The organism is Streptomyces sp. NPDC004111 (genome assembly GCF_042874215.1).
Lineage (GTDB): Bacteria > Actinomycetota > Actinomycetes > Streptomycetales > Streptomycetaceae > Streptomyces.
Genome location: NZ_JBIAMU010000034.1, coordinates 1 through 23,610, shown reverse-complemented (window position 1 = coordinate 23,610; position 23,610 = coordinate 1). Strand labels below are relative to the sequence as shown.

General features: G+C 72.7%; 22 protein-coding genes. 10 read left to right on the top strand and 12 right to left on the bottom strand.

What is annotated here, in order from left to right; translation table 11 throughout:
• Positions 1 to 639: 639 nt before the first annotated feature.
• Complete coding sequence (locus ACFYVL_RS41755) at positions 640 to 2,460, top strand: chitinase (RefSeq protein ID WP_389254848.1); 1,821 nt, start codon at positions 640 to 642, stop codon at positions 2,458 to 2,460.
• 60 nt (positions 2,461 to 2,520) lie between these two features.
• Here ACFYVL_RS41755 and ACFYVL_RS41750 read toward each other — a convergent pair whose 3' ends face one another.
• Both ACFYVL_RS41750 and ACFYVL_RS41745 read right to left on the bottom strand, forming a co-directional pair.
• Complete coding sequence (locus ACFYVL_RS41750; protein WP_389254846.1) at positions 2,521 to 4,032, bottom strand: pyridoxal phosphate-dependent decarboxylase family protein; 1,512 nt, start codon at positions 4,030 to 4,032, stop codon at positions 2,521 to 2,523.
• A complete protein-coding gene (locus ACFYVL_RS41745) occupies positions 4,022 to 5,521 on the bottom strand; it encodes an MFS transporter (protein WP_389254844.1) in 1,500 nt (499 codons plus the stop codon). Before ACFYVL_RS41745 ends, ACFYVL_RS41750 begins: the two co-directional genes overlap by 11 nt.
• Before the next feature lie 111 nt (positions 5,522 to 5,632).
• On the opposite strand from ACFYVL_RS41745, the gene ACFYVL_RS41740 reads away from it, so the two are divergent.
• Positions 5,633 to 6,994 carry a serine hydrolase domain-containing protein gene (locus ACFYVL_RS41740; RefSeq protein ID WP_389254842.1) on the top strand — a complete coding sequence of 454 codons (1,362 nt, stop codon included), beginning with the start codon at positions 5,633 to 5,635 and terminating at the stop codon, positions 6,992 to 6,994.
• Positions 6,995 to 7,043: 49 nt separating this feature from the next.
• Here the strand turns inward: ACFYVL_RS41740 and ACFYVL_RS41735 are convergent, their stop codons facing one another.
• Positions 7,044 to 9,113, bottom strand: a complete 2,070-nt coding sequence (locus ACFYVL_RS41735; RefSeq protein WP_389254840.1) for a BTAD domain-containing putative transcriptional regulator — start codon at positions 9,111 to 9,113, stop codon at positions 7,044 to 7,046.
• Positions 9,114 to 9,269: 156 nt separating this feature from the next.
• On the opposite strand from ACFYVL_RS41735, the gene ACFYVL_RS41730 reads away from it, so the two are divergent.
• The 4 genes from ACFYVL_RS41730 to ACFYVL_RS41715 all read left to right on the top strand — a co-directional run bounded on the left by ACFYVL_RS41730 (position 9,270) and on the right by ACFYVL_RS41715 (position 12,803).
• Positions 9,270 to 10,151 carry an alpha/beta fold hydrolase gene (locus ACFYVL_RS41730; RefSeq protein WP_389254838.1) on the top strand — a complete coding sequence of 294 codons (882 nt, stop codon included), beginning with the start codon at positions 9,270 to 9,272 and terminating at the stop codon, positions 10,149 to 10,151.
• 171 nt (positions 10,152 to 10,322) lie between these two features.
• The gene (locus ACFYVL_RS41725) at positions 10,323 to 10,907 is read left to right on the top strand and encodes a GNAT family N-acetyltransferase (protein ID WP_389254836.1); all 585 of its coding nucleotides are present in this window, start codon (positions 10,323 to 10,325) and stop codon (positions 10,905 to 10,907) included.
• A 124-nt stretch (positions 10,908 to 11,031) separates the two neighbouring features.
• Positions 11,032 to 12,096 carry a hypothetical protein gene (locus tag ACFYVL_RS41720; RefSeq protein ID WP_389254834.1) on the top strand — a complete coding sequence of 355 codons (1,065 nt, stop codon included), beginning with the start codon at positions 11,032 to 11,034 and terminating at the stop codon, positions 12,094 to 12,096.
• 368 nt (positions 12,097 to 12,464) lie between these two features.
• Complete coding sequence (locus ACFYVL_RS41715; RefSeq protein ID WP_389254832.1) at positions 12,465 to 12,803, top strand: SH3 domain-containing protein; 339 nt, start codon at positions 12,465 to 12,467, stop codon at positions 12,801 to 12,803.
• Positions 12,804 to 13,053: 250 nt separating this feature from the next.
• Here the strand turns inward: ACFYVL_RS41715 and ACFYVL_RS41710 are convergent, their stop codons facing one another.
• Together ACFYVL_RS41710 and ACFYVL_RS41705 are read right to left on the bottom strand one after the other, a co-directional pair.
• Complete coding sequence (locus ACFYVL_RS41710) at positions 13,054 to 13,716, bottom strand: lysophospholipid acyltransferase family protein (protein WP_389254830.1); 663 nt, start codon at positions 13,714 to 13,716, stop codon at positions 13,054 to 13,056.
• A gap of 119 nt (positions 13,717 to 13,835) precedes the next feature.
• Positions 13,836 to 14,318 carry a hypothetical protein gene (locus ACFYVL_RS41705; RefSeq protein WP_389254828.1) on the bottom strand — a complete coding sequence of 161 codons (483 nt, stop codon included), beginning with the start codon at positions 14,316 to 14,318 and terminating at the stop codon, positions 13,836 to 13,838.
• Between the two features lie 168 nt (positions 14,319 to 14,486).
• On the opposite strand from ACFYVL_RS41705, the gene ACFYVL_RS41700 reads away from it, so the two are divergent.
• A complete protein-coding gene (locus tag ACFYVL_RS41700) occupies positions 14,487 to 15,041 on the top strand; it encodes an AAA family ATPase (RefSeq protein WP_389254826.1) in 555 nt (184 codons plus the stop codon).
• Between the two features lie 29 nt (positions 15,042 to 15,070).
• On the opposite strand, the gene ACFYVL_RS41695 is transcribed toward ACFYVL_RS41700, so the two are convergent.
• The 3 genes from ACFYVL_RS41695 to ACFYVL_RS41685 form a co-directional block, all read right to left on the bottom strand.
• The gene (locus ACFYVL_RS41695) at positions 15,071 to 15,451 is read right to left on the bottom strand and encodes a toxin Doc (protein WP_389254824.1); all 381 of its coding nucleotides are present in this window, start codon (positions 15,449 to 15,451) and stop codon (positions 15,071 to 15,073) included.
• 2 nt (positions 15,452 to 15,453) lie between these two features.
• Positions 15,454 to 15,702 (bottom strand): antitoxin MazE7, encoded by a 249-nt coding sequence (locus tag ACFYVL_RS41690; RefSeq protein ID WP_389254822.1) that lies wholly within the window; start codon positions 15,700 to 15,702, stop codon positions 15,454 to 15,456.
• A gap of 216 nt (positions 15,703 to 15,918) precedes the next feature.
• Positions 15,919 to 16,857 carry a zinc-binding alcohol dehydrogenase family protein gene (locus tag ACFYVL_RS41685; RefSeq protein WP_389254820.1) on the bottom strand — a complete coding sequence of 313 codons (939 nt, stop codon included), beginning with the start codon at positions 16,855 to 16,857 and terminating at the stop codon, positions 15,919 to 15,921.
• Positions 16,858 to 16,939: 82 nt separating this feature from the next.
• Between ACFYVL_RS41685 and ACFYVL_RS41680 the strand changes: the two genes are divergently transcribed.
• Positions 16,940 to 17,407 carry a MarR family winged helix-turn-helix transcriptional regulator gene (locus tag ACFYVL_RS41680; protein WP_389254817.1) on the top strand — a complete coding sequence of 156 codons (468 nt, stop codon included), beginning with the start codon at positions 16,940 to 16,942 and terminating at the stop codon, positions 17,405 to 17,407.
• A gap of 211 nt (positions 17,408 to 17,618) precedes the next feature.
• Here the strand turns inward: ACFYVL_RS41680 and ACFYVL_RS41675 are convergent, their stop codons facing one another.
• Entirely contained in the window at positions 17,619 to 17,870 is a 252-nt protein-coding gene (locus ACFYVL_RS41675) for a hypothetical protein (protein WP_389254815.1), read from the bottom strand.
• Positions 17,871 to 18,273: 403 nt separating this feature from the next.
• On the opposite strand from ACFYVL_RS41675, the gene ACFYVL_RS41670 reads away from it, so the two are divergent.
• Positions 18,274 to 18,645, top strand: coding sequence for a hypothetical protein (locus ACFYVL_RS41670; protein ID WP_389254813.1), 372 nt, complete (start codon positions 18,274 to 18,276; stop codon positions 18,643 to 18,645).
• Positions 18,646 to 19,096: 451 nt separating this feature from the next.
• Here ACFYVL_RS41670 and ACFYVL_RS41665 read toward each other — a convergent pair whose 3' ends face one another.
• Positions 19,097 to 20,377, bottom strand: coding sequence for a YhgE/Pip domain-containing protein (locus ACFYVL_RS41665; protein WP_389254811.1), 1,281 nt, complete (start codon positions 20,375 to 20,377; stop codon positions 19,097 to 19,099).
• Between the two features lie 207 nt (positions 20,378 to 20,584).
• Positions 20,585 to 21,001, bottom strand: a complete 417-nt coding sequence (locus tag ACFYVL_RS41660; protein ID WP_389254809.1) for a VOC family protein — start codon at positions 20,999 to 21,001, stop codon at positions 20,585 to 20,587.
• An 84-nt stretch (positions 21,002 to 21,085) separates the two neighbouring features.
• Between ACFYVL_RS41660 and ACFYVL_RS41655 the strand changes: the two genes are divergently transcribed.
• Positions 21,086 to 21,679, top strand: coding sequence for a TetR/AcrR family transcriptional regulator (locus ACFYVL_RS41655; protein WP_389254807.1), 594 nt, complete (start codon positions 21,086 to 21,088; stop codon positions 21,677 to 21,679).
• Positions 21,680 to 21,752: 73 nt separating this feature from the next.
• Here ACFYVL_RS41655 and ACFYVL_RS41650 read toward each other — a convergent pair whose 3' ends face one another.
• Positions 21,753 to 23,264, bottom strand: coding sequence for a cryptochrome/photolyase family protein (locus ACFYVL_RS41650; RefSeq protein ID WP_389254805.1), 1,512 nt, complete (start codon positions 23,262 to 23,264; stop codon positions 21,753 to 21,755).
• Positions 23,265 to 23,610 lie beyond the last annotated feature (346 nt).

The following is a 23,610-nucleotide window of genomic DNA, read 5'->3' as shown; positions in this document are numbered from 1 at the left end:
GCCATCTGTCCGGCGGCTCACGTGCCTTCACCCCCGGTGCCACTTCCCCCTGGCGCCTCGGCCTGCCAGGGCCTCGACCTGCCCAGGATCGTCCTGCCGGGGCTCGGCGCGCCGGGCGGGATTCTCGGAATGCGGCAGAAAGGAAGAGCCGGTGCCGCCGGGAATGCGCTTGCCCGTGAGAACCCCCATGTACGCGCAGCAGTAGAAGTAGTAACAGACTTGATAAGCGCTCTCCTGAACCTCCAGGGCAACGCGCCGAACCCCTCAGCCTCTTTCAGGTCCGCAACGCGCAGAGAGCGAGCGGCCTCCACGCGTACTCACCGAATTCCCGCGACGCAATTCCCCCAAGGGCCCGGCGGCCACCGGCAGCGCCGGCGCACCTTCAGCCAGCCGAGCACCGCACCGCACCGCACCTACCGAACACCGCGCGCCGTCCCTGCCGAGCACCGAGCCGAACCTCCCGAGCACCACGGCGTACCTCCCGAGTACCGCGCCGCGCCCGGTGCGTCGGCGAACCTTCCCCCGATGCCGGCCCACAGTCTTGACAACCTCATTGGTCTGGACCAAATTGAGCGCCCACCCGTACCTCCTTCTCCCCCCGCTCCGGAGGCAGTTGTGGACCCGTCCCGCCGTTCCCGCGTGTCCAGACGCCGGCGTTTCGCCTCGCCCGTCACCCTCGCCGTCACCGCCCTCGCGCTCGCCGCCTCCGGCCTGACCGCCGCCGCCCCGGCCGCCGTAGCCGCCGACGCCGAACTCGCCCGCAACGGCGGATTCGAGGCCGGGCTGACCGGCTGGAACTGCACCGCGGGAACCGTGGTCGGCAGCCCCGTCCGCAGCGGCACCTCCGCCCTCCAGGCCACCCCCGCCGGCAGCGACAACGCCAAGTGTTCGCAGACCGTCACGGTCAAGCCCAACTCGACGTACACGCTCAGTGGTTGGGTGCGCGGGTCGTACGTGTACCTCGGCGCGTCCGGCACCGGCACCACCGACGTGTCGACCTGGACGCAGTCGGCCGACGCCTTCAAGCAGCTGACCACCACGTTCAAGACCGGAGCGAACACCAGTCAGGTCACCATCTACACCCACGGCTGGTACGGCACCCCCGCCTACTACGCCGACGACCTCAGCCTGTTCGGACCTGGCGACACCACGCAGCCCCAGCCTCCCGCCCCGCCGACCGGTCTCAAGGCCGGCACCGTCACCTCGACCACCGCCGCCCTCAGCTGGTCCGCGTCCACCGGCGCCACCTCGTACGCCGTGTACCGCAACGGGACGAAGGCCACCACGGTCACCGGCACCTCCGCCACCCTCACCGGGCTCACCCCCGCCACCGCGTACAGCGTCCAGGTCGCCGCCCTCAACGCGGACGGCGAGTCGGCGAAGTCGGCGGCGGTCACCGTCACCACTCCCCCGGGCGGCGGCAACCCCGACCCCGGCGGCGACCTCCCCGCCCACGCGCTGATCGGCTACCTGCACAGCAGCTTCGCCAACGGCTCCGGCTACACCAGGATGGCCGACGTGCCCGCCTCCTGGGACGTCATCAACCTCGCCTTCGGCGAACCCACTTCGGTGACCAGCGGCGACATCCGGTTCAAGCTGTGCCCCGTCGCCGAGTGCCCGAACGTCGAGTCGGAGGCCGAGTTCAAGGCGGCCGTCAAGGCCAAGCAGGCACAGGGCAAGAAGGTCCTCATCTCCATCGGCGGCCAGAACGGCCAGGTGCGGCTCACCACCCCGGCCGCCCGTGACGCGTTCGTCTCCTCCGTCTCGAAGATCATCGACGAGTACGGTCTGAACGGCCTCGACATCGACTTCGAGGGCCACTCGCTCTCCCTCGACACCGCCGACACCGACTTCAAGAACCCGACGACCCCGGTCGTCGTGAACCTGATCTCGGCGGTCAAGTCGCTGAAGGCGAAGTACGGCAGCGGCTTCGTACTGACCATGGCTCCCGAGACCTTCTTCGTCCAGCTCGGCTACCAGTACTACGGCGTGGGCAAGTGGGGCGGGCAGGACCCTCGCGCGGGCGCGTACCTCCCCGTCATCCACGCGCTCCGCGACGACCTGACCCTGCTGCACGTCCAGGACTACAACTCGGGCCCGATCATGGGCCTGGACAACCAGTACCACTCCATGGGCGGCGCCGACTTCCACATCGCGATGACCGACATGCTGCTCACCGGCTTCCCGGTGGCGGGCGACGCGGGCAACGTCTTCCCGCCGCTGCGCCCCGAGCAGGTCGCCATCGGCATGCCCGCCTCGACCCAGGCCGGCAACGGCTGGGTGTCGACCGCCGAGGTCAACAAGGCCCTGGACTGCCTGACCAAGAAGACCAACTGCGGCAGCTACCAGACCCACGGCACCTGGCCGTCGCTGCGCGGCCTGATGACCTGGTCGATCAACTGGGACCGGTTCAACAACCAGGAGTTCAGCAAGAACTTCGACGCCTACTTCGGCAACTGACCGCTCCCCTCCCGGGAACTGACGCACCGGCCCACCGCAGCTGTGCGGTGGGCCGGTGCGTCAGTTCCGGAAGACCGCGCCGATGAACTCCGCCAGCAGCCGCTCCTTCAGCCGAGGGGGCAGCGCGTCCAGCAGGACCAGCACGGGCGCCATCCGCCTGGGCAAGCCCTGCCCGCCGGAGCCGTCGAGACCCGCGAACGCCAGCACCGCGGCGACCTCCTCCGGCCCCAGCCCGTCCGGGTCGAGCCCGGCGGCCAGCTCCGCGAGGGACGGATCCACGGCGACCGGCGGCAGCGCGCGGGCGGCCTTGAGCGCGTCGGCGAGGTCGGCCAGCAGCGCGTCCACCCGGCCGACGGTGGCTGGGGTCAGGGTGAGGTGCAGGTTGGGCGGCAGCCCGTCGAAGGACAGCTGCGGTTGCAGGTACCAGCCGCGCTCGCGCATCTCGTCGGCGAGGTGCAGCAGCAGGCTCAGATCCGGCTCACCGGGCTCCCCGGGTTCCCCCATTTCCTCGGCGAGGGCGGTGAACGCGACGAGACCCGAGGCCGGTTCGCCCAGCACCCGTATCCCTGCCACCGCGCGAAGACCGGCGAGCAGCCGGTCTGACGCTTCGGCGACCCGCCCGGCCAGGGCGGTGTAGCCGTCCTCGCCCACGTGCTGGAGGACCGCCCACGCCTGGGCGAGCAGCCCGCCGGACTTGGTGCCCTGCACCGTCGGATTGACGATCGGGTAACCGGGCCAGCCCGCGTGGGCGAAGTACTGGAAGCGCCGCAGTTCCGCGTCCCGGTACAGGACGACGGATGCCCCCTTGTCGGCGTACCCGTACTTGTGCAGGTCGACGGAGAGCGAGGTGACACCCGGCACCGACAGGTCGAAGGGCGGTACGTCGCGCCCGGCGCGGCGCAGGAAGGGCAGCAGCCAGCCGCCGATGCAGGCGTCGACGTGGCAGAGCACCCCGCGCGCGGCGGCGGCCCCGGCGATCTCGGCCACCGGGTCGATGACGCCGTGGGCGTACGAGGGGGCGGAGGCGACCACCAGCGCGGTGCGGTCGGTGAGGGCCGCGGCCGTCGCGAACGCGTCGGCGCGGAAGGTGCCGGGGTCGACCGGCACGACGACCGGCCGCACGCCCAGGTAGTGGGCGGCCTTGTGGAACGCGGCGTGGGCGGTGGCCGGCAGCACCAGCTCGGGCGCCTCGATCCCCCGTACCGTACGGGCGTGGTCCCTGGCCGCCTTGACGGCGAGCAGGATGCTCTCGGTGCCGCCGCTGGTGAAGGTGCCCCGCGCGCCGGGCGGTGCGCCGAGGACCTCGGCGACCGCGCCCACCAGGTCGTTCTCCAGCCGGGCGACGCTGGGGAAGACGGTCGGGTCGAGGCCGTTGACCGTCGCGAACGCCCGGTACGCGTCGGCGGCCAGCTCGTCGAGTCCCTCCAGCCCCGCGTCGTAGACGTAGGCGAAGGTACGTCCGCCCCGGGTCGGCGCGTCGGCCTCGCGCAGCGCGCGCAGCTCGGCGAGCACGTCAGCGGCGGGGCGGGCGGACGGCAGGGCGTGGCGGGAGTCACGGGGGTCAGTCGTCACGGCTGGTCTCTTCCTGAGGTGCGGGTGCGGGTCCGTGTGCGGAGGGCGGGAGTACGGGGAGGGGTCGCCCGGAGCGCGCGAGGTGCTCCGGACTCCCGGCGGGCCCGAGGCCACCGGGATGCTCGGAGTCCTCGGGGCCTCCGGCGCCCTCGGAGCCTTCCTCCCGGTACCGGTGCAGGGCGCCCAGTGCGGCCGTGGCGAGCAGCGCGGGCAGCACGCTCATCCCGAGCGTGATCCCGGTGAGGGCGGCCGCCGGCTGGGCGACGAAGTGACCGGCGTCCGAGGACCGGAAGCCCGTCAGCGCGAGGACGAGGGCGAACACCCCGGCGCCCAGGGCGAAGGCGAGCGTCTCGGCGGCGGTCCACAGCCCGGTGAAGGTCGCCGCCCTGAGCCGGCCGGTTCGGGCCGCGTCGGCTGCGAGGGTGTCGGCCAGCATGGTCATCGGCAGGAGTTGCAGACCCGCGTAGGCGACGCCGATGACGGCGGTGGCCGCGTACCCGACGGCGGGCCCGGTCACGGGCGTGAGGGCGAGCAGCAGTGCCCCGGCGACGAACAGCAGGGACGCGCACCACTGCGCGTACTTCACCCCGCGCAGCCGGGACAGCCGGTTCCACAGCGGCATGACCAGGACCAGCGGGCCGATCAGGCAGGCGAACAGCGGGGTGACGGCGGTGGGGCGGCCCAGTGTGTAGGTGGCGAAGTACTGGACGCCCGAGAGCATGACGCCGACGGCGAGTGCCTGGAGGGTCCACATGGTGACCAGGAAGCGGAACGGGCGGTGCGAACGGGCCACCGCCAACTGGGCGCGGAAGGAGGGTTCGGCCGTCGACCGGGCGGCGACCGGGGCCCACCGGGTGGTGAACCACGCCCCGAACATGCCGGCCGCGAGCAGTACGGCGACCGCGACGCCCATCGTGCGGTAGCTCTCGGCGGTGCCGCCGTCGGCGTTCGCGAGGGCGGGGGCGAGCGCGCCGGAGAGGAGGATCGCGACCCCGAGGAACCCCACCCGCCAGCCCAGCACCCGGGCACGCTCGGCCGGGTCCTCGGTCATCTCGGCGGGCATGGTCACGTACGGCACCTGGAAGACGGCGTACGCGGTGGCGGCCAGCAGGAACACCACGGCCACGTATCCCGCCGCGGCGGCTCCGCGCAACGGCGGCGCCGCGAAGAGCAGGGCGAACAGCGGCGGCAGGGTGCACGCGCCGAGCAGCAGGAACGGGCGGCGCGGGCCGCCGCGCAGCCCGCTGCGGTCGGACACGGCGCCCACCAGCGGGTTGATCAGCACGTCCCAGGCCTTCGGCAGGAAGACGGCGGCTCCGGCGACGGCGGCGGGCACGGCCAGGACGTTGGTGAGGTAGTAGAGCAGGATCAGACCGGGCACGGTGGCGAAGGTGCCCGTGCACAGCGAGCCGAGCCCGTAACCGACCCGCACTCTGCGGGGCAGCGACGGCACCGGTTCGGTTCGCTCTGCACGGGGATCGGCTGGCATGCGGCAGATCATCAGCGACGGGGAGAGCGGAGGACAAGAGCCGCGCATGACGGGCTGGTGAACTTCGACGCGGCTTCGCGCCGTGGAGCACGCGCACTAGAGTTCGGGCAAGTGAGCTTTTCTGTTGGGAGGTTGGCCTCGGTGCTGGACGGGCTGGAGGGGCTGGACGAGTTCTGCGGGCAGGCATTGGCCGACCACGGCTGTGCGTCGGTGTCCCTCGCGATCGCCGAACGCGACGAGATCGTGTGTGCCCGCGCCTACGGCCTGGCGGACGTCGCCCGCCGACGGCCGGCCACCCCGGATACCGTCTACGGCCTGGCGTCGGTCACCAAGGCATTCACCGCCACTGCCGTCTGCCTGGCCGCCGACGAGGGTCTGCTGGACCTCGACACCCCGGTACCCGGCGACCACGAGTGGACCGCACCGACGCCGCGCCAGCTGCTCCAGCACCGCGGCGGCTTCCCGGCCTTCTACAACTTCCACTACGAGCCCGGCCCGCTGCCGATCGACATCGACCGCTACCGCAGGCTCGTCCGCGAGCCGGGCACCGAATTCGAGTACTCCAACCTCGGCTATCACGAGTTGGGCAGCCTGCTGGAAGCCGCGACCGGCCGGCCCCTGGGCGACTTCCTGCGCGCACGGATCTGCGAGCCGCTGGGCCTGCGCAGCTTCGGCTACGGCCCGGTCCACACCGGGTCCTCCCCCGTGGCGCAGCGCTATTCCGCCGACGGACGCCCGTACCCCACCTGCTTCAGCGGTCATCCCGCCGCGGGGGCCGGCTGGGCGACCGCCGGAGAAGTGGCGCTCTTCGCCCGAACGTCCCACCGCCTGCTCAAGCCCGCCACGGTCGCCGCCATGTACGACGCCGTGCCGATCAACGACCACCTCGGCTACGGGCTCGGGCGCATCGTGTCGCGCGGCACCGGGCCGACGGTCCGCAGCCACGGAGGCGGCATGGGCGGCATCGCCGCGATGATGATCGAGGTCCCCGAGCGTGATCTCGCGGTCGCCGTGCTGGCCAACTCCACCGGCAAGGCCGCCCGCGACGCCGTCGTCGGCCACCTGATGGGCGTCCTGGCTCCCGGCTTCCGCAGCGAGCAGCTCAATCCGGTCGTCGAGCAGGCCCGCCCGATGACGTTGGCGCGGGGCGAGTGGGAGGGCGGGATCAGCACCGAGGAGGGTGCCGTCCCGCTGCGGATCAAGGTCCTGGCCGATCACCGGGTGGAGCTCCGCCTGGCCGGTGCGGCGCCGGTCACCGTGCCTGCCGTCGCCTCCCTGCGTGGGGACGTGCGGGTGAGCGCCCCGCTGCAACTGCCCACTGCCGACGCCCGGATCAACAGCCCCGGTCTCGCCCTCGAACTGCGGGCCGAGCACGATCGCCTGGTCGGCCGGGCCATCGCGTTCAAGGACGGCGACCGGGAAGGCCGACTGGGCGCGTACCTGGTGCACCCCTGTGCGCTGAAGTCCCTCTGACCGTACTCGCGTACCGCCGTCGGCCCTCCCGAAAGGGGTCCGACGGCACCTACGTACCGCCGTCGGCCCGCCCCGTAGTGGGGCGGGCGGGTTCGTCGAGTGCGGTGGCGGTGGCCGCAAGGTGGTGGGCGACCGGGCCGAAGGAGATCAGGCCGCTGCCCGCCCCGGCGTACTCGGCCTCCGCGGCGGTGAGTTCGGTCCGGGCCCGGCGCAGGAGCGGCAGATGGCCGACGGCTCCGGCGGCGCGGGCGAGTACGCACCACAGGGCCTCCTGGAGGAGGTCGTGCGGGGGCCGGGGCACCTCCGTCAGTGCCCGGTGGGCCGCTTCGGTGGCGCCCGAGGCGGCGAGCAGCAGGGGTTCGGTCCAGGGGCGGTACGGGCCCTGGTCGAGGTGGGCGAGGTCGCGGGGGTCGGGCAGGCCGTCGCCCCGCAGGACGGGAACCAGGGCGACGAGGGCGGCGGCCCCCCGGGTCAGTCCGGGCATACCGCAGTCGGCGGTCGCCGCCAGGACCTGCGCGTACCGGGGGCGGGCGGCCGGCCAGCCCTCGGTCTCGCAGGTGCGCAGGGCCCGGTACCAGGCGGTGAACACCTCGGCGAGCGGCCGTTCGTGGCGGTGGGCGAGCCGGTCGATCTCCTCGGCCTCGGCGTCCGCCGCCGCGAAGTCGCCGAGTCCGGACAGTGCCTGGAGGCGGACGATGCGGCCGAGGACCTCGTGCCCGGAGAGCTGGTGCTCGACGGCCAGCCGGGTCAGTTCGCCGCCGAGGGCGTTCCGGCGGGACGCGGAGCCGCAGTCGGCGAACGACTGCATGAAGACGCCGTTGAGGGCGAACGCGAGCAGGGCGGGGTCACCCAGGCGTCGGGCGATCCGGGTGGCCTCCTCGGCGGCGCGTTCGGCGCGGGCCCGCCACGGTTCGGTGACGGGGGCGGCGGAGGCCCGGGGCGGCGGGGTGTCGGCGGCGGCGTCGCCCCGGGACTCGACCGCCACCACGGACAGCAGCCGGGCGCGCAGCGCGGCCGGGCCGTCGTGGCCGAGCCGGGCGGCGGCGCGGGCGGCGGCCCGGGACAGTTCACCGGCTCCGTCGGGGTCGTCGGCGCGGGTCCACACCGCGGGGACGTCGTAGGAGCCGATGATCCGCGCGGCCAGTTCCGGGTCGCCGGTCGTCTCCGCCGCCGAGACCAGGTCCTGGCGGTGCCGGCGCGCCTCCGACAGGCCGTCCGGGCCGGTCACCGCGAGGTCGCGCAGCAGGCCGGCGGTGGCGTGCAGCCGGGCCCGGGACCGGGCGGGCACCGAACGGTCCCAGGACGCCGCCGCCCGGTTCCAGACGCTGTCCGCCGCACCGGCCGGTTCCGCCGCGGAGTCCGCCGTACCGCTGAGGATGCGCGCCTCGGTACGCGCCAAGGCGCCTCCGCCTCCCGGGCCTCCCGCACCTCCCGCACCGGTGAGGGCGGTACGTGCCTGGGCCAGCGCCTCCACGGCCTCGCCGCGCCGTCCGGCACGGTCGAGCGCGGTGGCCAGCAGGACCCAGCCGTCCTCCCTGCCGGGGTGGGCCGCGACGTGGGCCCGCAGATCGGCGACCGCGTCACGGGCCGCGCCGGTGGCCAGCAGGGCGTCCGCACGCCGCTCGACCGCGTCCAGGCGCAGCGCCTCCAGCCGGGCGCGTTCGGCGGCGGCCCACCCGGCGGCGGGGAAATCGGCCAGTACCGGCCCCCGCCAGCAGGCGAGCGCCTCGTTCCACAGGGCGACGGCCGTGCGGGGCGCCGCCTGGGCGGCCCGCGCGACGAGGTCCTCGAACCGCCAGGCGTCCACCGCTTCACGTCCGGCGCGCAAGGCGTAGCCGGGACCGTCGGTGACCAGCAGGCGCGACGGCTGCCGGGAGGGGCGGCCGGGTTCCAGCGCACGGCGCAGCGCCGCCACGAACGTACGGACCGCACCCACCGCGCTCGCCGGAGGCCCGTCGGGCCACAGGTCCGCCACCAGCCGCGCCACCGGCACCACCCGGCCCCGGGCGATCAGCAGCCGGCCCAGCACCTCGCGGTGGCGGGGCCCGCCGAGCGGAACCGGGGTGCCGTCGGCGTCCCGGGCGGCCACCGGTCCGAGCACTCCGAACTCCACGCCCACGGCACGTCCTTTCGCGGGCGGCGCCGTCCCCGCGGGGTGCCGCATGTGTCCACTCATCGATCGCTGATCCGGGGCCCGCAACCTGGGTGACGTCCCCGGACGACCCGGACCGACGGCCCGGGAACGTCCACTGTGCCACGAACCACAGGAGTCACTGTGACCTCTCCGAGCATCCCCGGTTTCACCGAGCAACGCGTGCGCGTCGACGACGGCGTCGCGCTGAATGTCGCCGTCGGCGGCGCGGGCACCCCGGTCGTCCTGCTGCACGGCTTCCCGCAGACCCACCTGATGTGGCGGCACGTCGCCGCCGACCTGGCCACCGACCACACGGTCATCTGCCCCGACCTGCGCGGCTACGGCGCGAGCGACAAGCCCGCCGGCACCGGCCCGGACGTCTACTCCAAGCGGACCATGGCCAGAGACGTCGTACGCCTCGCCGCCGCAATGGGACACGACCGCTTCGCCCTGGCCGGGCACGACCGCGGCGCCCTGGTCGCCTTCCGTACCGCCATGGACCACCCGGACGCCGTCTCCCGGGCCCTGTTCCTGGACGTCCTGCCGACCCTCGACATGTGGGACGCGCTGCACGGGGTCTCCGCGGCGGTCGGCTTCCACCTCTACCTGATGGCCCAGGCCCCCGGCCTTCCCGAGGAAATGATCCGGGCCGCCGCCGACCCCTTCTTCGGGTACTTCCTCGACGCCTGGACGCAGAATCCGGACGCGATCCCCGCCGACGTCCGGGCCCACTACCTCGCCGCGTCCGCGGCGGCCGTCCCCTCCATCGTCGCCGACTACCGCGCCTCGGCCGGTGTGGACGTGGAACACGACACGGTCGACAGGGAGGCGGGCAACCGGCTGGCCATGCCGGTGACGGTCCTCCAGCAGGACTGGGGCGCCGCACTCGGCTACCACGCCCAGGGCCTGTGGAGCGCCTGGGCCGACGAACTGGAGCACCGCACGGTGTCCTGCGGGCACTTCATGGCCGAGGAGGAACCCGGACTGATCGCCGCCGAGATCCGGGCACTCGCCGACCGCTGAGCGTGCCCCGGCCAGGGCCCGCGTGACGTGCGGGCGTCCGCCTGCCTCGACGCGCTCGCCGTGTCCGTCACCTCGACGCGGACGGACTCTCGCCCGTGCGTCGCCTTCCCCCGGGCACTCACCTCGTCCCCTGCCTTGACGCAGGTGGCCGGCGTCGGGCGATCATGGTTCATGACTCGCGCCCTGTCGACGCCGCCCGTCATCGTCCCCGGCTCGCTGGGGAGTTCACCGCAGCCCGTGCTCGCCGCCCCCGGGGGCCTTCTGCTGCGCCCCTGGGCGGAGGCCGACGTACCCGCGTTCCTGGCTGCCTATCAGGACGAGGAGATCCGCCGCTGGCACACCCGCAGGCCGTCGTCCGAGACCCACGCCCTGGAGTGGTTCCAGGCATATCGCCAGGACTGGGCACGTGAGAAGGGCGGCCACTGGGCCATCACCCGGGACGGCGAGGGGGCAGTCGGCCGACTCGCACTGCGCGGCCTGGACTTCGACGACGGTACGGCCGACGTGGCCTACTGGGTGCTGCCCGCCGCGCGCGGCGCCGGTGTCGCCCCGCACGCCGTGGGCGCACTCACCGCCTGGGCCCTTGAGGACATCGGCTTCCACCGCCTGGAACTGGACCACTCCACCCGCAACCACGCCTCGTGCAGGGTCGCCCTCAAGTCCGGGTACCTCCTGGAAGGCACCAGACGCAGTGCCGCCGTGCACGAGGACGGCCGGCACGACATGCACCTGCACGCCCGCATCCGAACGGACTGACATTCCCGAGCCACCGGCAACATCCCGTGTCGCCGATGCCGGGCACAGGAAACCGGACGGTGTTCGAGCGCGTCCTGATGCTCGATAGGCTCCATCGCTGAACAGCACGAACACGGGGGATGGCATGAGCCAGGCGCTCTACACGGAACGGTCCTGGAATCCGCTGGCGCGGACCGTGGAACTGTCGGAGACGGACCTGCGGCAGGGTGGCAAGGTCACGCCGCTGAGCGAGTTGAACCTGCCGGCCATGGCCGACGCTTTCCACCGCGGCAACTGGCTCGGTGGCGGCGGTACGGAACGCCCCCTGGGCCGGCTGCCCGCGGGTCCCGGTGTCGTCCCGGTCACCCGCGTCACCGGCACCACGACACCCGTGAAGGTCCGCCAGGCCGCCGAATTCGCCCAGGGGCTCGGCCGGTTGGCGGTGCACAGCTGCGGTGGGCCCGCGCACATGCACCTGGTCGCGGAGCGGGCGAGGGCGGAGGGAGTGCCGCTGTGGATGGCCCGGCGGTACGCGCACGGCCCCGCCGGGCCGGTGGGCGTCGCGGTGGACCGCCGCCTGGTGCGGGTGGACGTGTGGGGGCCCGGAGCTCCCACCGTACGGATCCGGGCGCCGCACGGCGTGGTGAGCAGTAGCGCCGACCAGTCGCAGGGGCTGCGGATGACCGTCGGTGACATACCGGCCGTCCTGGTCCTGAAGAAGAAGCTGCGCAAGTCGAAGAGTTTCACGCAGGCGCACCTCCCCCAGGGTGTCTGGGAACTGCGGCGGGCCGACTCCACGAGTTCCTGGCTGATGCGCGGCGAGCACAGGGTCGCCCTGTTGCAGCGACCGCCGCGCCGCGCACAGCCGGAGCCCGGCACGGTGCTGTTGCCGCTGGCGGCCGTACGTTACGAGACCCCGGACCCGTTGGACGCGGTCATGGCCCAGGCGTTCGCGGTCGCCTTCGGCATGGGTGACACCACCGGCACGGCCCGCTTCCGGCTGCTGCGCCCGGAGACCCTCGACGGCGAGCCGTTCGCCACCGCCGACGCCTGGGACCGCTCCTGGTTCAGCAATCTCGGCAGCGGCAGCGACGACAACGAGTCGGGCGGCTCGGACGGCTGGGGCTCCGACGGAGGGGACGGCGGCGACGGAGGCGGCGGGAGCGACGGAGGCGGAGGCGGCGACAGCGGTGGCGGCGGGGGCGACTGACGACGGCACCCGCCCAGGCGCGGGTCGCTGCTCGCCAACGCCCGCACACCAGCACACCCGCACGCCGGCACAGCGGGGAAGCGGGGAAGCGGACCGGGCAGCCATGCTTTCAAGCAGGAGCGAAGGGATTGCCGCCCGCGCACCGCAACGGCGATCGTTGCCCGGGTTCCACAAGCCTCGGAGACACCGCACGAGGAACCGGGAAACCCTGGGCACCGTCGTGGCAGTCGCCGCTCCCGCAGTCGTCGCAACGCCGACGGCCCACGGGGGGCCACTGCGCCGAGCAGTAAGGCGTGCGGGCGCACAGGGTCACCGACCGAGGCAGCACTCCGGGAAGCACCGTGCCGCACCACACGAGGGAGACCGTCATGCTTCGCAGGCCGACCGCCGTCGCCGCACTCACGGCCGCAGTCGTCGTACTGGCTCCAGGAGCCGTCGCCGTGGCCGCGCCGTCGGCCGAACAGTCGTACACCGTCGTGCCCTACACGGGCGTCAACGTCCGCAAGCTGCCCAATTCGAGCAGCGACTACCTCGCCACCTTGACGCCGGGCCGGGCCTACCAGGCCTACTGCTGGACGCGCGGCGAGACCATCACCGACAACGGCTACACCAACAACATCTGGATCGCCTTCGCCGACGGATTCAGCAGCGCGGTCTACTTCAAGGGCAACGAGTACGCCAACCTGCCTGCTTCCGCCAGGTGCTGACCCGGCGCCCGTACCGCACCCGGCTCAGCACCTGCCTGCTTCCGCCAGGTGCTGAGCCGGGTGCGGTACGGGCGCCGGGTCCGGCCCCGGAGCGGGCCTCCGCCCCGGCGGCCGTACCGGCCCTGACCGCACACGGAGCCCTGGGGCCGTGGCGCCCACGTGTCCCGGCCCCGGGGTTCCTCTCCGAGACCGCGCGGGCAGGCCCGCACACACCGCCCGCGGAAACCCAACGGCGTACGACTGACTCCGCCTACGCGGCGAGCGCGGCCGGCTCGCCGAGCTGCGCCGCCGCGGTCCGCCAGGCGGCCGTCACCGCCGCGTGGGCCCGTCCGGTCCCCGAAGCGCCCTCCGCCGTCAGCTCGATCGGCGCCCCCACGTGCACATGGAGATCCGGGCGGCGCAACGGTGCGGTGAGCAGGCCCGCGAGTTGCTTGGGCCTGCTTCCCGAGGTGACCCGACGGGCACCGGCCTGGCCCACGGGCACCACCGGAGCCCCGGTGCGCTGTGCCAGCCGGGACAAACCGGACCGGAAGTCCCCCGGGGCGGCCTCCGCGACATCGGTCCGGCGCGGGAGACCGCCCTCGGCGTAGATCAGGACCAGCCGTCCGCGCTCCAGCGCTTCCACTGCTCCGTCCAGGGAGCGTGCAGCGCGCCGGTCCCCGCGGTGTACGGGGATGTGTCCCTCGCGGGCGAGCATGCCGCCGAGTACCGGTACGCGCCAGAGCCCGGCGGTCGCCATGACGACCGGCCGCACACCGAGGCGGTGCAGTGCGGCGAGCAGGACCGCGGGGTCGGCGAGCGAGGTGTGGTTCGCGGTGATGATGCTGCCGGGGGCGAGTTCGGCACCGGCGTCGGTGGTGACCGTGAGCCGCCCCACGGCGGGCATGAGGATGTCGGCGAGACGGCTGAGCATGTGTCGTTCCCCTGCACTGGACGATGTTGATCGTCATCATCGGGCACAGCGGCGCCGCTGACCTGAGTAGCAGCGCTCATCCTGGACCGGCCCCCACTGCCGGACACCCCCGGACATACTCAGGCCGTCAGCACGGGAAGCGCGGCGGCTCTCTTCCACACACGCAGCTGTGCTCCGTCGGCAGGCTTCATCTCCCCCTGGAACAACTGTGCCTGGCTGTCCTCCACGTACTCCTTGGCCTCCTGGGTCGCGAACACGTACGTCACACCGTCCGCCAGCCGCCGTGCGGGCTCCTCGTCCGGCGCGAAGGTGACGCGCACGGTGCCCCGCACGTCACCGCGCAGTACCGACTCCACCTCGACCCGGTAGACGTCCGTGGGCAGGTCCTCCAGTTCCGTCCGCTCCTCGAACTCCAGGACGCGTCCGGTGAAGACGTCTTCCGCGAACGGAGCGGTGCTCGCCGGGCTCCTGGCGTCGTACCCCCGCAGACTGCACCCGGGCCCGGCCTGCGCTGCCAGGTACTGATACCCCGCCCAACCCCCTGCCGCGAGAACCGCGACCGCCACGGCTCCCGCTGCCAGGAGCTTGTTCTTCCTGTTCAAGTGCATCCCCATACCGGTCCGCCGGCCGAACCCCGTCCGGCCCCTGCCAGTGGCACAACGGTTCACCTGGCTCGCGGGTGGCGCCACGGCGGCGATTGCCGCTCGCACGGCGACGGAGCGTACTTAAACGATTGCCGACCGCCGGAGCGCGATGACACCATTGCGGGCGTGATCGCTTCTGAGACTTCGGACTGCCTGATCGTGACGGGGATGCCGGGCGCCGGGAAGTCGACGGTGACCAGGCTCGTTGCCGAGCGGCTGCCGCGCGCCGCCCGGCTCGACGGTGACTTCGTCAGCAGGCTGGTCGTCAGCGGTCGTGTCGGGGCCCTCGGCGAACCGGCCGATGAGGCGGCACGGCAGGTGGAGCTGTGCAACCGCAATCTGTGCACGCTGGCGAACAACTTCTCGGACGCCGGCTTCACTCCCGTGATCGACTGGGTGATCCCCGACCGAGCGCAGTTGGACTTCTTCGTCTCTCTCCTGCCCGTCCGGCGGGTCCTGTTCGTCGTTCTCACACCGGGCATCGAGGTCTGCCGGTACCGCAACACCCTCCGCGATCCCCGGGAACGGTTCGACTTCGACGGCTATGAGGATCTCGATGCCGCCATGAAGCGCGAACTCGGCGATGCCGGCTGGTGGTTCGACACGGCCGCGCTCACCCCCGAGGAGACGGCGGACCGCGTCGTCCGGGAAGCGGGCCGGCGCGCCGTCGTGACCCGCTGACGGGCCGGGTGGCCCCGCCCGGTTGCCCGTCAGAGCGGCGGGCTCAGCGAGCGCAGCCGGTCGGCGATGTCGTAGACGTTCACCCGCAGTGCCTGGATGTCCCGGATGAGGTCGCGCCACGGCTCGTACGCGTCGTCGATGTGCTGCCCGGAGGCGCGGAGGTAGGCGAGGGCCACTCCGTAGCCGAAGTACTCGTTGCGGGCAGGCAGCGGCCGTAGGAGTACGAGTTGCTCCAGGAGTGCGGCGGCCCGCCAGTGGGCGTCGGGGGCGCCGACCGCCAATTGCGGGGTGTTCACCCGGTGCCGGGCCACCGCGGCGACCAGTGCCGAGTAGTCCAGAACGGCCAGTTCCTTGCCGAGGAGTTCTTCCTGTCGGTCGAGCAGCCAGCGCACGTCGATGTGCAGGTCCAACGTCAGGCCGCCCGGTGCGCGCGGTGGACGGGCGTGGGGAGGCCGCCGAAGTCGCGGTCGAAGGACTCCGCGACGCCGGGCCTGGTGACGGCCGCACGGAACTCGGCGGTGGCCCGGCCCAGGGCGAGCTGGTTCTCCTCCTGCACGGCCAGTTCGGCGAGATAGGCGCGCACGCTCTGCCCTCGGGCGGCGGCGATGGTGGCGAATCGGTCCCGCGTCTCGGAATCGATCTTCACGGTGGTGTCAGCCATATCCCGAGTATGCACCCATGACTACTTCTGCGAATACGGAAGGAAGAAGTCGACTCGTTCAAGGACGCTTTCAGCGACTCCTCCGGGAGGGAGCGGCCAGCGCCGTGGCCGACCAGCCAAGCAGCTGACCAGGGCGGATGTCCCGTCAGCGGCAAAAAACCTCAGCCCGCGTACACCCGGCGGCCCCCGCTTCACCAAGCCGCTCCGCCACGTACCTCACGGCAGCAGGACGACCTTCCCCAGGTTCGTTCGGGCCTCGATGATCTCGTGCGCCCGTGCCGCCTCGGCCAGCGGGATCCGGGCGTGGACGACCGGCTTCAGCTCTCCGGACCTGGCGAGCTTCCACAGCCTCTCGCCGTGCTCGTCGTAGAGCTCGCGCCGGGTGCCGGCGAACCTCGCCATGGTGAGGCCGGTGATGGTCTTCGACCCTGCCAGCAGGTCGAAGGCGGGTACGGTGCCGCCGCCCGAGTTGAAGAAGACGAGCCGCCCGCCGGGGGCGAGAGCGGCGACGGCCCGCGGGAGCAGCTCTCCGCCGACTCCGTCCAGGACGACGTCCACGGGATCTCCCCAGTCTGCGCTGTCGTACGTCGCGACCTCGTCGGCGCCGAGACCGCGCAGGAACTCCGCCTTGGCGGGAGATCCGACGGCCGCGACGACCCGTTCGACGCCCTGCAGTTTGGCCAGCTGGACCGCGAGATGCCCCACTCCGCTCGCGGCGCCCGTGATCAGGACCGATTCGCTCGCGAGAGGGAGGGCCGTGGCGAGGACCGCGAGGGCGACGTGCCCGCCGCGCACCAGCGCGACGGCCTGGGCGGCGCTCGCCCCGTCGGGTATGCGGCTCGCCATCGTGCTGGGGACGACTGCCAGTTCGGCGTACGAGCCGCCCCGGAAGGTGAGCGAGGTGACGCGGTCGCCGATCGTGAAGTCCGTGACGTCCGGGCCGAGTTCGACCACCGTTCCGGCGACCTCGCCGCCGAGGATTCCCGGGAGCGGAGTCCCGCCGCCCTCGCCGCGGACCTTGCGCACGGAGGGGAGGGTGACGCCGATGGCCTCCGTACGCACCAGCAGCTCCCCCGGGCCGGGCTCGGGGGCGTCCGCGTCCTCGCACCGGAGCACTTCCGGACCGCCGTACTCGTAGAACCGAACCCGCCGCATGCACACCTCCAGGTCGTTGGGAGACCCAACGTTAGCGGAGATTCGTAGGTGCCCCCAACGAATTTCCGGATAGTCTGCCGCCATGCCCGAAACTCCCCGCGCCCCTGCCCGTATTCGCACCCTCCCCAGCTGGCTCCTGGGCCGTGCCGCGGCCCGGGGGCACCGGCTCGTCGCCGAAGCTCTCGCCGAGGTGGGCATGCGGATGATGCATCACGCCGTGCTGTCGGCCGTCGCGGAGCTGGGTCCCGTCTCCCAGGCGGAGCTGGGTCGCAGTCTGGGCATCGACCCCAAGGACATGGTGGCGATCCTCAACGACCTCCAGAACGAAGAACTGGTGGTGCGCGCCCCGGACGCCAGGGACCGCCGCAAGAACGCCATCTCGCTCTCACCGAACGGAGAGCGCCGCCTGCGCCAGTCGGAGAAGCTGGGCCGCGAGGCGAACGACGAGCTCACCGCAGCTCTGACGCCTGCCGAACGTGCCGAACTCATGCGCCTTCTCACACGCGTCGTTCAGCCGGAAGAACCCTGCACCGGAAGCGGCCCGCAGTGAACCGGCGTCGCGGTGCGGCGGTCGCCGCCCGCACGCGCGGCGGCGGCCCGGAGGCCGCCTGCCCACGGATCTCGCGCCGCCCCGCTGCCTGACCCGGCACGGCACGGCACGCATCGGCGTCCGCGCGAGAATCGTCGGCGCGGCGCACGGGCCCGAAGGTCCGTCTCACGGGGCGCAGGTCAGGCTCGGGCGGCCCGCGACGGGTCGCCGGTCACTCGTACATCGTGGCCGCACCCAAACTCCGTGCGAAGAAGCTCCAGTTGCCGTGCGGCGGGAGGTCTTCACCGAGGTTGCGGTACAAGTGGTCCGCGCTGTCGATCCACGCGGCGAGAGCCTCAAGGAAACTCTCCAGGTTGGTGTTCTCCCAGTCCTGCCCGCGACTCAAGTACTCCTCGTGCAGGTCGCGCACGAACGCGGCCAGCTCCTCGCGGGTGCGGATCTCATTACTTCGACCGGTGCTCACCGGCACAACCTAGCCTCCGGCCCCAACCGCCTCTGACCCGCCTCCGCCCAGCTACCGACTGGTCCGTACAGTGGTCCGTTCGCCGTCGTCCCTGGTGAGGGCGGTGTGCACTACCCCTCCCCCCACCCCCTACCCCCTCGGGAGACAATCCGTGCGCTCGCACCGGCCGTTCCGCATTCCGCTCCGGGCCGCCCGCACCCCCGGTCGTGGACGTGTCGCAGTGTGCGCCCTGGCCCTCCCGGCGGCGCTCCTCGCGTGCCAGGTCGGGCTCGGGGGCCCCGCCCAGGCGTACGAATCCGCCGTTCCAGCAGCGCTGGCGGGGGTTTCCGCGACGGCCGGCCGGACGGTTCCGGCGCGGGCGACTGTCACGGAGGGCCAGGTCAAGGAGGTCGGGCCCGGGGGCGTGATCACCTACCCCAGCGTCACCAGCTGCCTCACCGTCACCGTGCGCCTCGGTGACGGCGGCCTGGCTGGTGCGCACGCCAGCCTGTTCCGGGTTCCCGGCGAACTGCGGTCCGACGAGATCCTGGCCGCGCTCGCCGGGATCGTCGGCGAGCGGCCCGTGACCGCTGTCGAGGTCAGGGGAGCCGTGGGCGCCTGGCACCCGAGCTACTTCACCAGGGCCGTGGAGAGCTACGGCGACGGCGAGAACATTCCGGTCCCGACCGGCCTGGACTTCGACGGGCTCGGCCGCGAGGTCGCACGGGGGCTCGGGCTGCCCCGCGACCTGGTCACGGTCGCAGACGTACCCGACGGGGACCAGATCGTCGACTGACGGTGCCCGCCGGTCGGTGCGGACCACCACCGTGCCGCGCCGTCTCGGGAGCGGGTGCGGGAGCGGGAGCAGGAGCAGGTGCAGCTGCGCATGGACGTGACTTGGCTACGGAGTCCATGAGGCCGAACGGTGCCCACGGAGCCGCACGGTGCCCATGGGGCTCCTGAGGCGAGGGCCGAACTAGGTCTCCCTGCCGTGCCGTTCACCCTCCGCCCGCACACGGCAAACCTCACTCGACCGTTCGGAGAGGCCGACCGCTGCCCCATCGGGCGACAGTGTGACCCCTTACCTCCCGCGAGCGGCTGGGTCCGCAAAATGTGCGGCGCTCGGGGGCGGTTGTCCGGTTCCGGGGGCCGTGGTCTGCTGGGCTGCTCTCCGCCCACGCTGTCGCCGACACGATCGCGCCGATACGGTCCCGCCCACCCGATTCCGTACGCGCGCACCCGGCAACTCAGCCGGGTTGCGGCACCATCCGGTGCAGGCCCTTGCGGTCGTAGTAGCGGGTCATGAGGAAACCGAAGGCGAGCGCGGCGGCGATGCCGATTCCGATCATGATCCAGCCCCGGGTGAGACCGGCGTCGGCCCGTGCGTCGAAGTACAGGATCGACCGCACTCCGGAGACGAGTTGGTGCATCGGTTCGAAGACGCTGAGGAAGCGGTAGAAGCCCGGCACCGCCTCCAGGGGCACGGTCGCGCCGGAGGACGGCAGGGCCAGGGCGATGAAGACGAACATCGACACGAGCTGGCCGATGCTGCCGAACGCCGCGTTGATCGCCTGGACGCCGATGGCCACGGCGAGACAGGCGAAGTAGGAGAACGCGGTGAGCATGGGCAGGTGATGGGCGTCCATGCCCAGGACGACGATGCAGGCGATCATCACCAGGGCTGTGATGGGGACGCACAGCCCCGCGCTCATGGACATCTTGAGCAGCAGCGTCTGGGTGCGGTTGATCGGAACGGTCCGGTGCCGCGAGTGCCAGGGGCCGATTTCGGCGTCCGCGTAGCCGAGCGCGGTGTCGACGGAGTTGTGGATGATGTTGGCGCTCAGGAAACCGGCCAGGACCAGGAGCAGTACGTAGTAGAAGGCGCTCAGCCCCATGCCGCTGTGGGTGCCGATCGGGTGGCCGATCCGGGTCTCCACCGCCACCGGGTCGGCGAGCAGGAGGCGGGTGGCGGAGGGGGCTCCGGAGAGTTCCGGCGTGGCCAGCAGTTGCTTGCCCACGGCGGCGGACGCCCGGTGGGCCGCCTGTTCGCTGATCCTGGAGGCCATCGACGAACCGAGGCTGCCCATGCCGGGGTTGGTGAGCACGGTCAGCGTCGGCCGTTCCGCCTCCGGCCCGGCCAGGGAACGCACCGCGCCGGTGAAGTCGGCGGGGATGATCAGGACGCCGTACGCCTTGCCGGAGGCGAGCTGGTCCTGGGCGGCGGCGTGGTCCAGGCGGCGCCACTGCACCCTGTCGCCCGGGGTGGAGGCGATGATCTGCGAGCTGACCTGGGTGCCGAGGTTCGCCCGCGCTCCCGGCGCCGGCTTGCCGGTGTCCTCGTTGACCAGGGCGATGGGCAGCCGGCTCATGCTGGTCTCGGGCGTGAGGATGCCGCCCATGTACAGCAGTGACACGAACAGGGCGACCAGCCCGCTGAGCACACCGGGAGCGATCCACAGCTTGACGTTGCCCAGCAGGGCCCCGGCGCTCTTGCCGGACTCGGAGGGGTGCGGGCGATCGGCCGACATGGAGCTCCCGGGGGTTCTGGCCAGGGGGCGGGCCGGGATTCCTCTCCGGCACCGGCGGGGACGCTGGCGAGCGTAGGTGCCGGACCGGCCGACGGCGTTCACGACACCTGGTTTGCCACCGCGCGTGCCCTGGACGGGTCACCCCGGACGGTCCGCCGAGTCGATCTGCCGGGCTCCGGCCCGCCGAGCGCCTCCCCTGCCTCCGGCTCAGCCCTCGACGTACTTCGCCGCGAACTCCTCCGAGGGCGCGATCGGTGTGATGACGTCGATCAGCGTGCCGCTCGGGTCGGCGACGATGAAGTGACGCTGCCCGAAGTCCTCGCTGCGCAGCTCCAGTTCGGGCTTCAGCCCGCCCTCGACCACCAGACGCTGCCACTCCGCGTCCACGTCGGTCACCTCGAAGTTCAGCAGCAGGCCCTGCACCGGGCGCCGGTAGGGCTCCGGCAAGGTGGGGTGGCGGTGGTGGACGAGGGCCAGTTCGTACGGGTGCTCGCCCGGGCGGCGCAGGCTGACGTACCAGTCGTCCTCGAAGGTCACCTCGAATCCGAGCAGCCCGGTGTAGAAGTCGCGGGCCTCCTTGATGTGCTCGGTACAGATCACGGGATACATGCTGGTCAGCTGCACGGCCTACCTCTTTCACATACCGGTGGAATGCGAAGTAGGCTATTCACATACCGGCGGTCGGTCAACAGTGAGGGCGGGAGCGCGATGGCGGGCGAGGGAATCCGGGCGCGGCAGAAGGAGCAGACGCGGCGCACACTGCTGCGGGAGGCGCGGCGGCTGTTCGCCACGTCCGGCTACGGGGCGGTGGGGCTGGCGGAGATCGTCCGGGCGGCCGGTGTCTCCAAGGGCGCGCTCTACCACCAGTTCGACAGCAAGGAGGATCTGTTCCGCGCGGTGCTGACGGAGGTGCAGCAGGAGGTGGGCGCCGCGGTGGCCCGCGCGGCCGACGCGCAGGCGGAACCGTGGGACCGGCTGACCGTGGGCTGCGAGACCTTCCTCGCGGCGGGAGCGGACCGCGAGGTCCAGCAGATCATGCTGATCGACGGCCCGGCGGTCCTGGGCTGGAGCGAGTGGCGCGCGATGGACGAGGAGTCGTCGGCCCGCCACCTGGCGGACGCCCTGCACTCACTGGTGGCCGACGGCACCCTCCCCGACCAGCCGGTCGCCCCGCTCGTCCGCCTGCTGTCGGGCGCGATGAACGAGGCGGCGCTGTGGCTGGCCGCATCGCGGAACCCGGAGGACCTGCCGGCCACCCAGCAGGCTCTACGAAGGCTGCTCTCGGCACTGCGGACCGCGTGACGGGCCCTGACACCGGGCACCGGGCACTTGGCACCGGGTTCCGGGCAGCGGGTTCCGGTCTGCTGCCGTGCCCTCAGTCCCGCCGTTCGCGCTCCTGCTCCAGCAGTGCTTCGAGGTCGCTGAGACGGTCCAGGCCGCGAACCGCGCGGGTCATCCGCGCGTTGCGTTCGAAGCGGTCGCGGTGGCGGTGCAGGAGGTTCCAGTACCCGGCGGTGAAGGGGCAGGCGTCCTCGCCGACGCGGACCGACGGCTTGTACCGGCAGGGGCCGCACAGGTCGCTCATCCGGTCGATGTACGCGCCGCCCGAGGTGTACGGCTTGGTGGTCATGCGGCCTCCGTCGGCGTACTGGGACATGCCCACCACGTTCGGGACCATGACCCAGTCGTAGCCGTCGACGAAGCTCCGGTGGAACCAGTCGGTGACGGCCTCCGGCTGCCATCCCCGCTGGAGGGCGAAGCTGCCCAGCACCATCAGGCGCGGGATGTGGTGCGTCCAGCCGGTCGCACGGACCTGCTCCAGGGTGTGCGAGAGGCAGTTCGCCCCGGTGCCGTCGGGCGCGAGGTCGGTGAACCAGTCGGGCAGCGGCTCGTGGTGGCGCAGCACATTGCTCGTGCGGTACTCCGCGTCGAAGTGCCAGTAGACGTGCCAGACGTACTCGCGCCACCCGGCGACCTGCCGGACGAACCCCTCGACGCTGTTGAGCGGCGCGTCCCCCGACCGCCACCGGGCCTCCGCCCGCTCGACGCACTCGGCCGGGTCCAGCAGGCCGAGGTTGAGGGAGGCGGAGAGCAGGCTGTGGCTCATCGTCGGGTCCTTGGCCAGGACCGCGTCCTCGTGGGCGCCGAACGTGGCCAGCCGGTGTTCCACGAAGCGGGTCAGTGCGGCGAGCGCCTCCCTGCGGGTGGCCGGGAAGACGCGCGGTCCGTCCTCGCCGACGAACTCGACGTCGCCCTCGCGCGCCCACCGGTCGAGGTCGTCCCGCACCTCGGCGTCGATGTCGCTCTCCCTCGGGCGGTAGGGCGCGGGTACGCCGAGGTCGGTGGCGCCGCGCGGCGGGGGCTCCCGGTTGTCGTGGTCCAGGTTCCACTTGCCGCCGGCCGGGCGGTCGCCGTCCATCAGCAGGTCGTGCGTCTGGCGGACCCACCGGTAGAAGTCCTCCTGACGGAGGCTCTTGGTGCCCCGGCCGTCCGCCCAGGTGCGGAACTCGTCGTGCGTGACGAGGAATCCGCGGGCCGGCAGCACCCGTACGGAGGGCAGGCCGCGTACGAGGTCGAGGGCCGTGCGGGACGTGGGGTGGCGCACGGTCACCCGGTCCTCCCCCACCGCCTCGCGGAGACCCTGGCGGTAGGTGTCCGCCTTGACGTACCGCACGCGGTCGCCGAGTTCGGCGGCGCGGTGGCGCATCGCCGACAGTACGAGGTGGGCCTTGGCCCGGTGGAAGCGCCGCCGCCGGAAGACGCTCCGGGACTCGATCATCAGCAGCGGTGCGTTCCGGTGCGGGCCGCCCCGTGCCGGATCGAGGAAGTGCGGCCCGAGCTGGTCCCCGAACAGCCAGTGGGTGGGCGGGGGTTGTTCCTCGGGCATGGCGCACGCTCCTTCGACGGCTCGCTCCGGAACCGCCCTCGGCGGACGTTCCCGCACGGATCTCCCACACAGATCAAAGCGCACGAGGGCGGCTGCGGTGCTCGGCACACGCGGGGCGCGGCACATCGGTTCGGCGGGCCGCCGGTGCGGGCCCTTCCCGGCGACGCCGGGCGAGGGCTCCTCCTGGCTGCTGGACGAGCAGTCGGTACGGCTCCGTGCCCGCCGCCCGGCGTGGGGGGCCCGCGGGGGGGGGGGGGGGGGGCCGGGGGGGCGGCCCCCCCCCGGGGCCGCCCCCCCCCACCCCGCCCGACCGCGCCGCCCAGCCCCCCCACCCCCCCCCGCACCC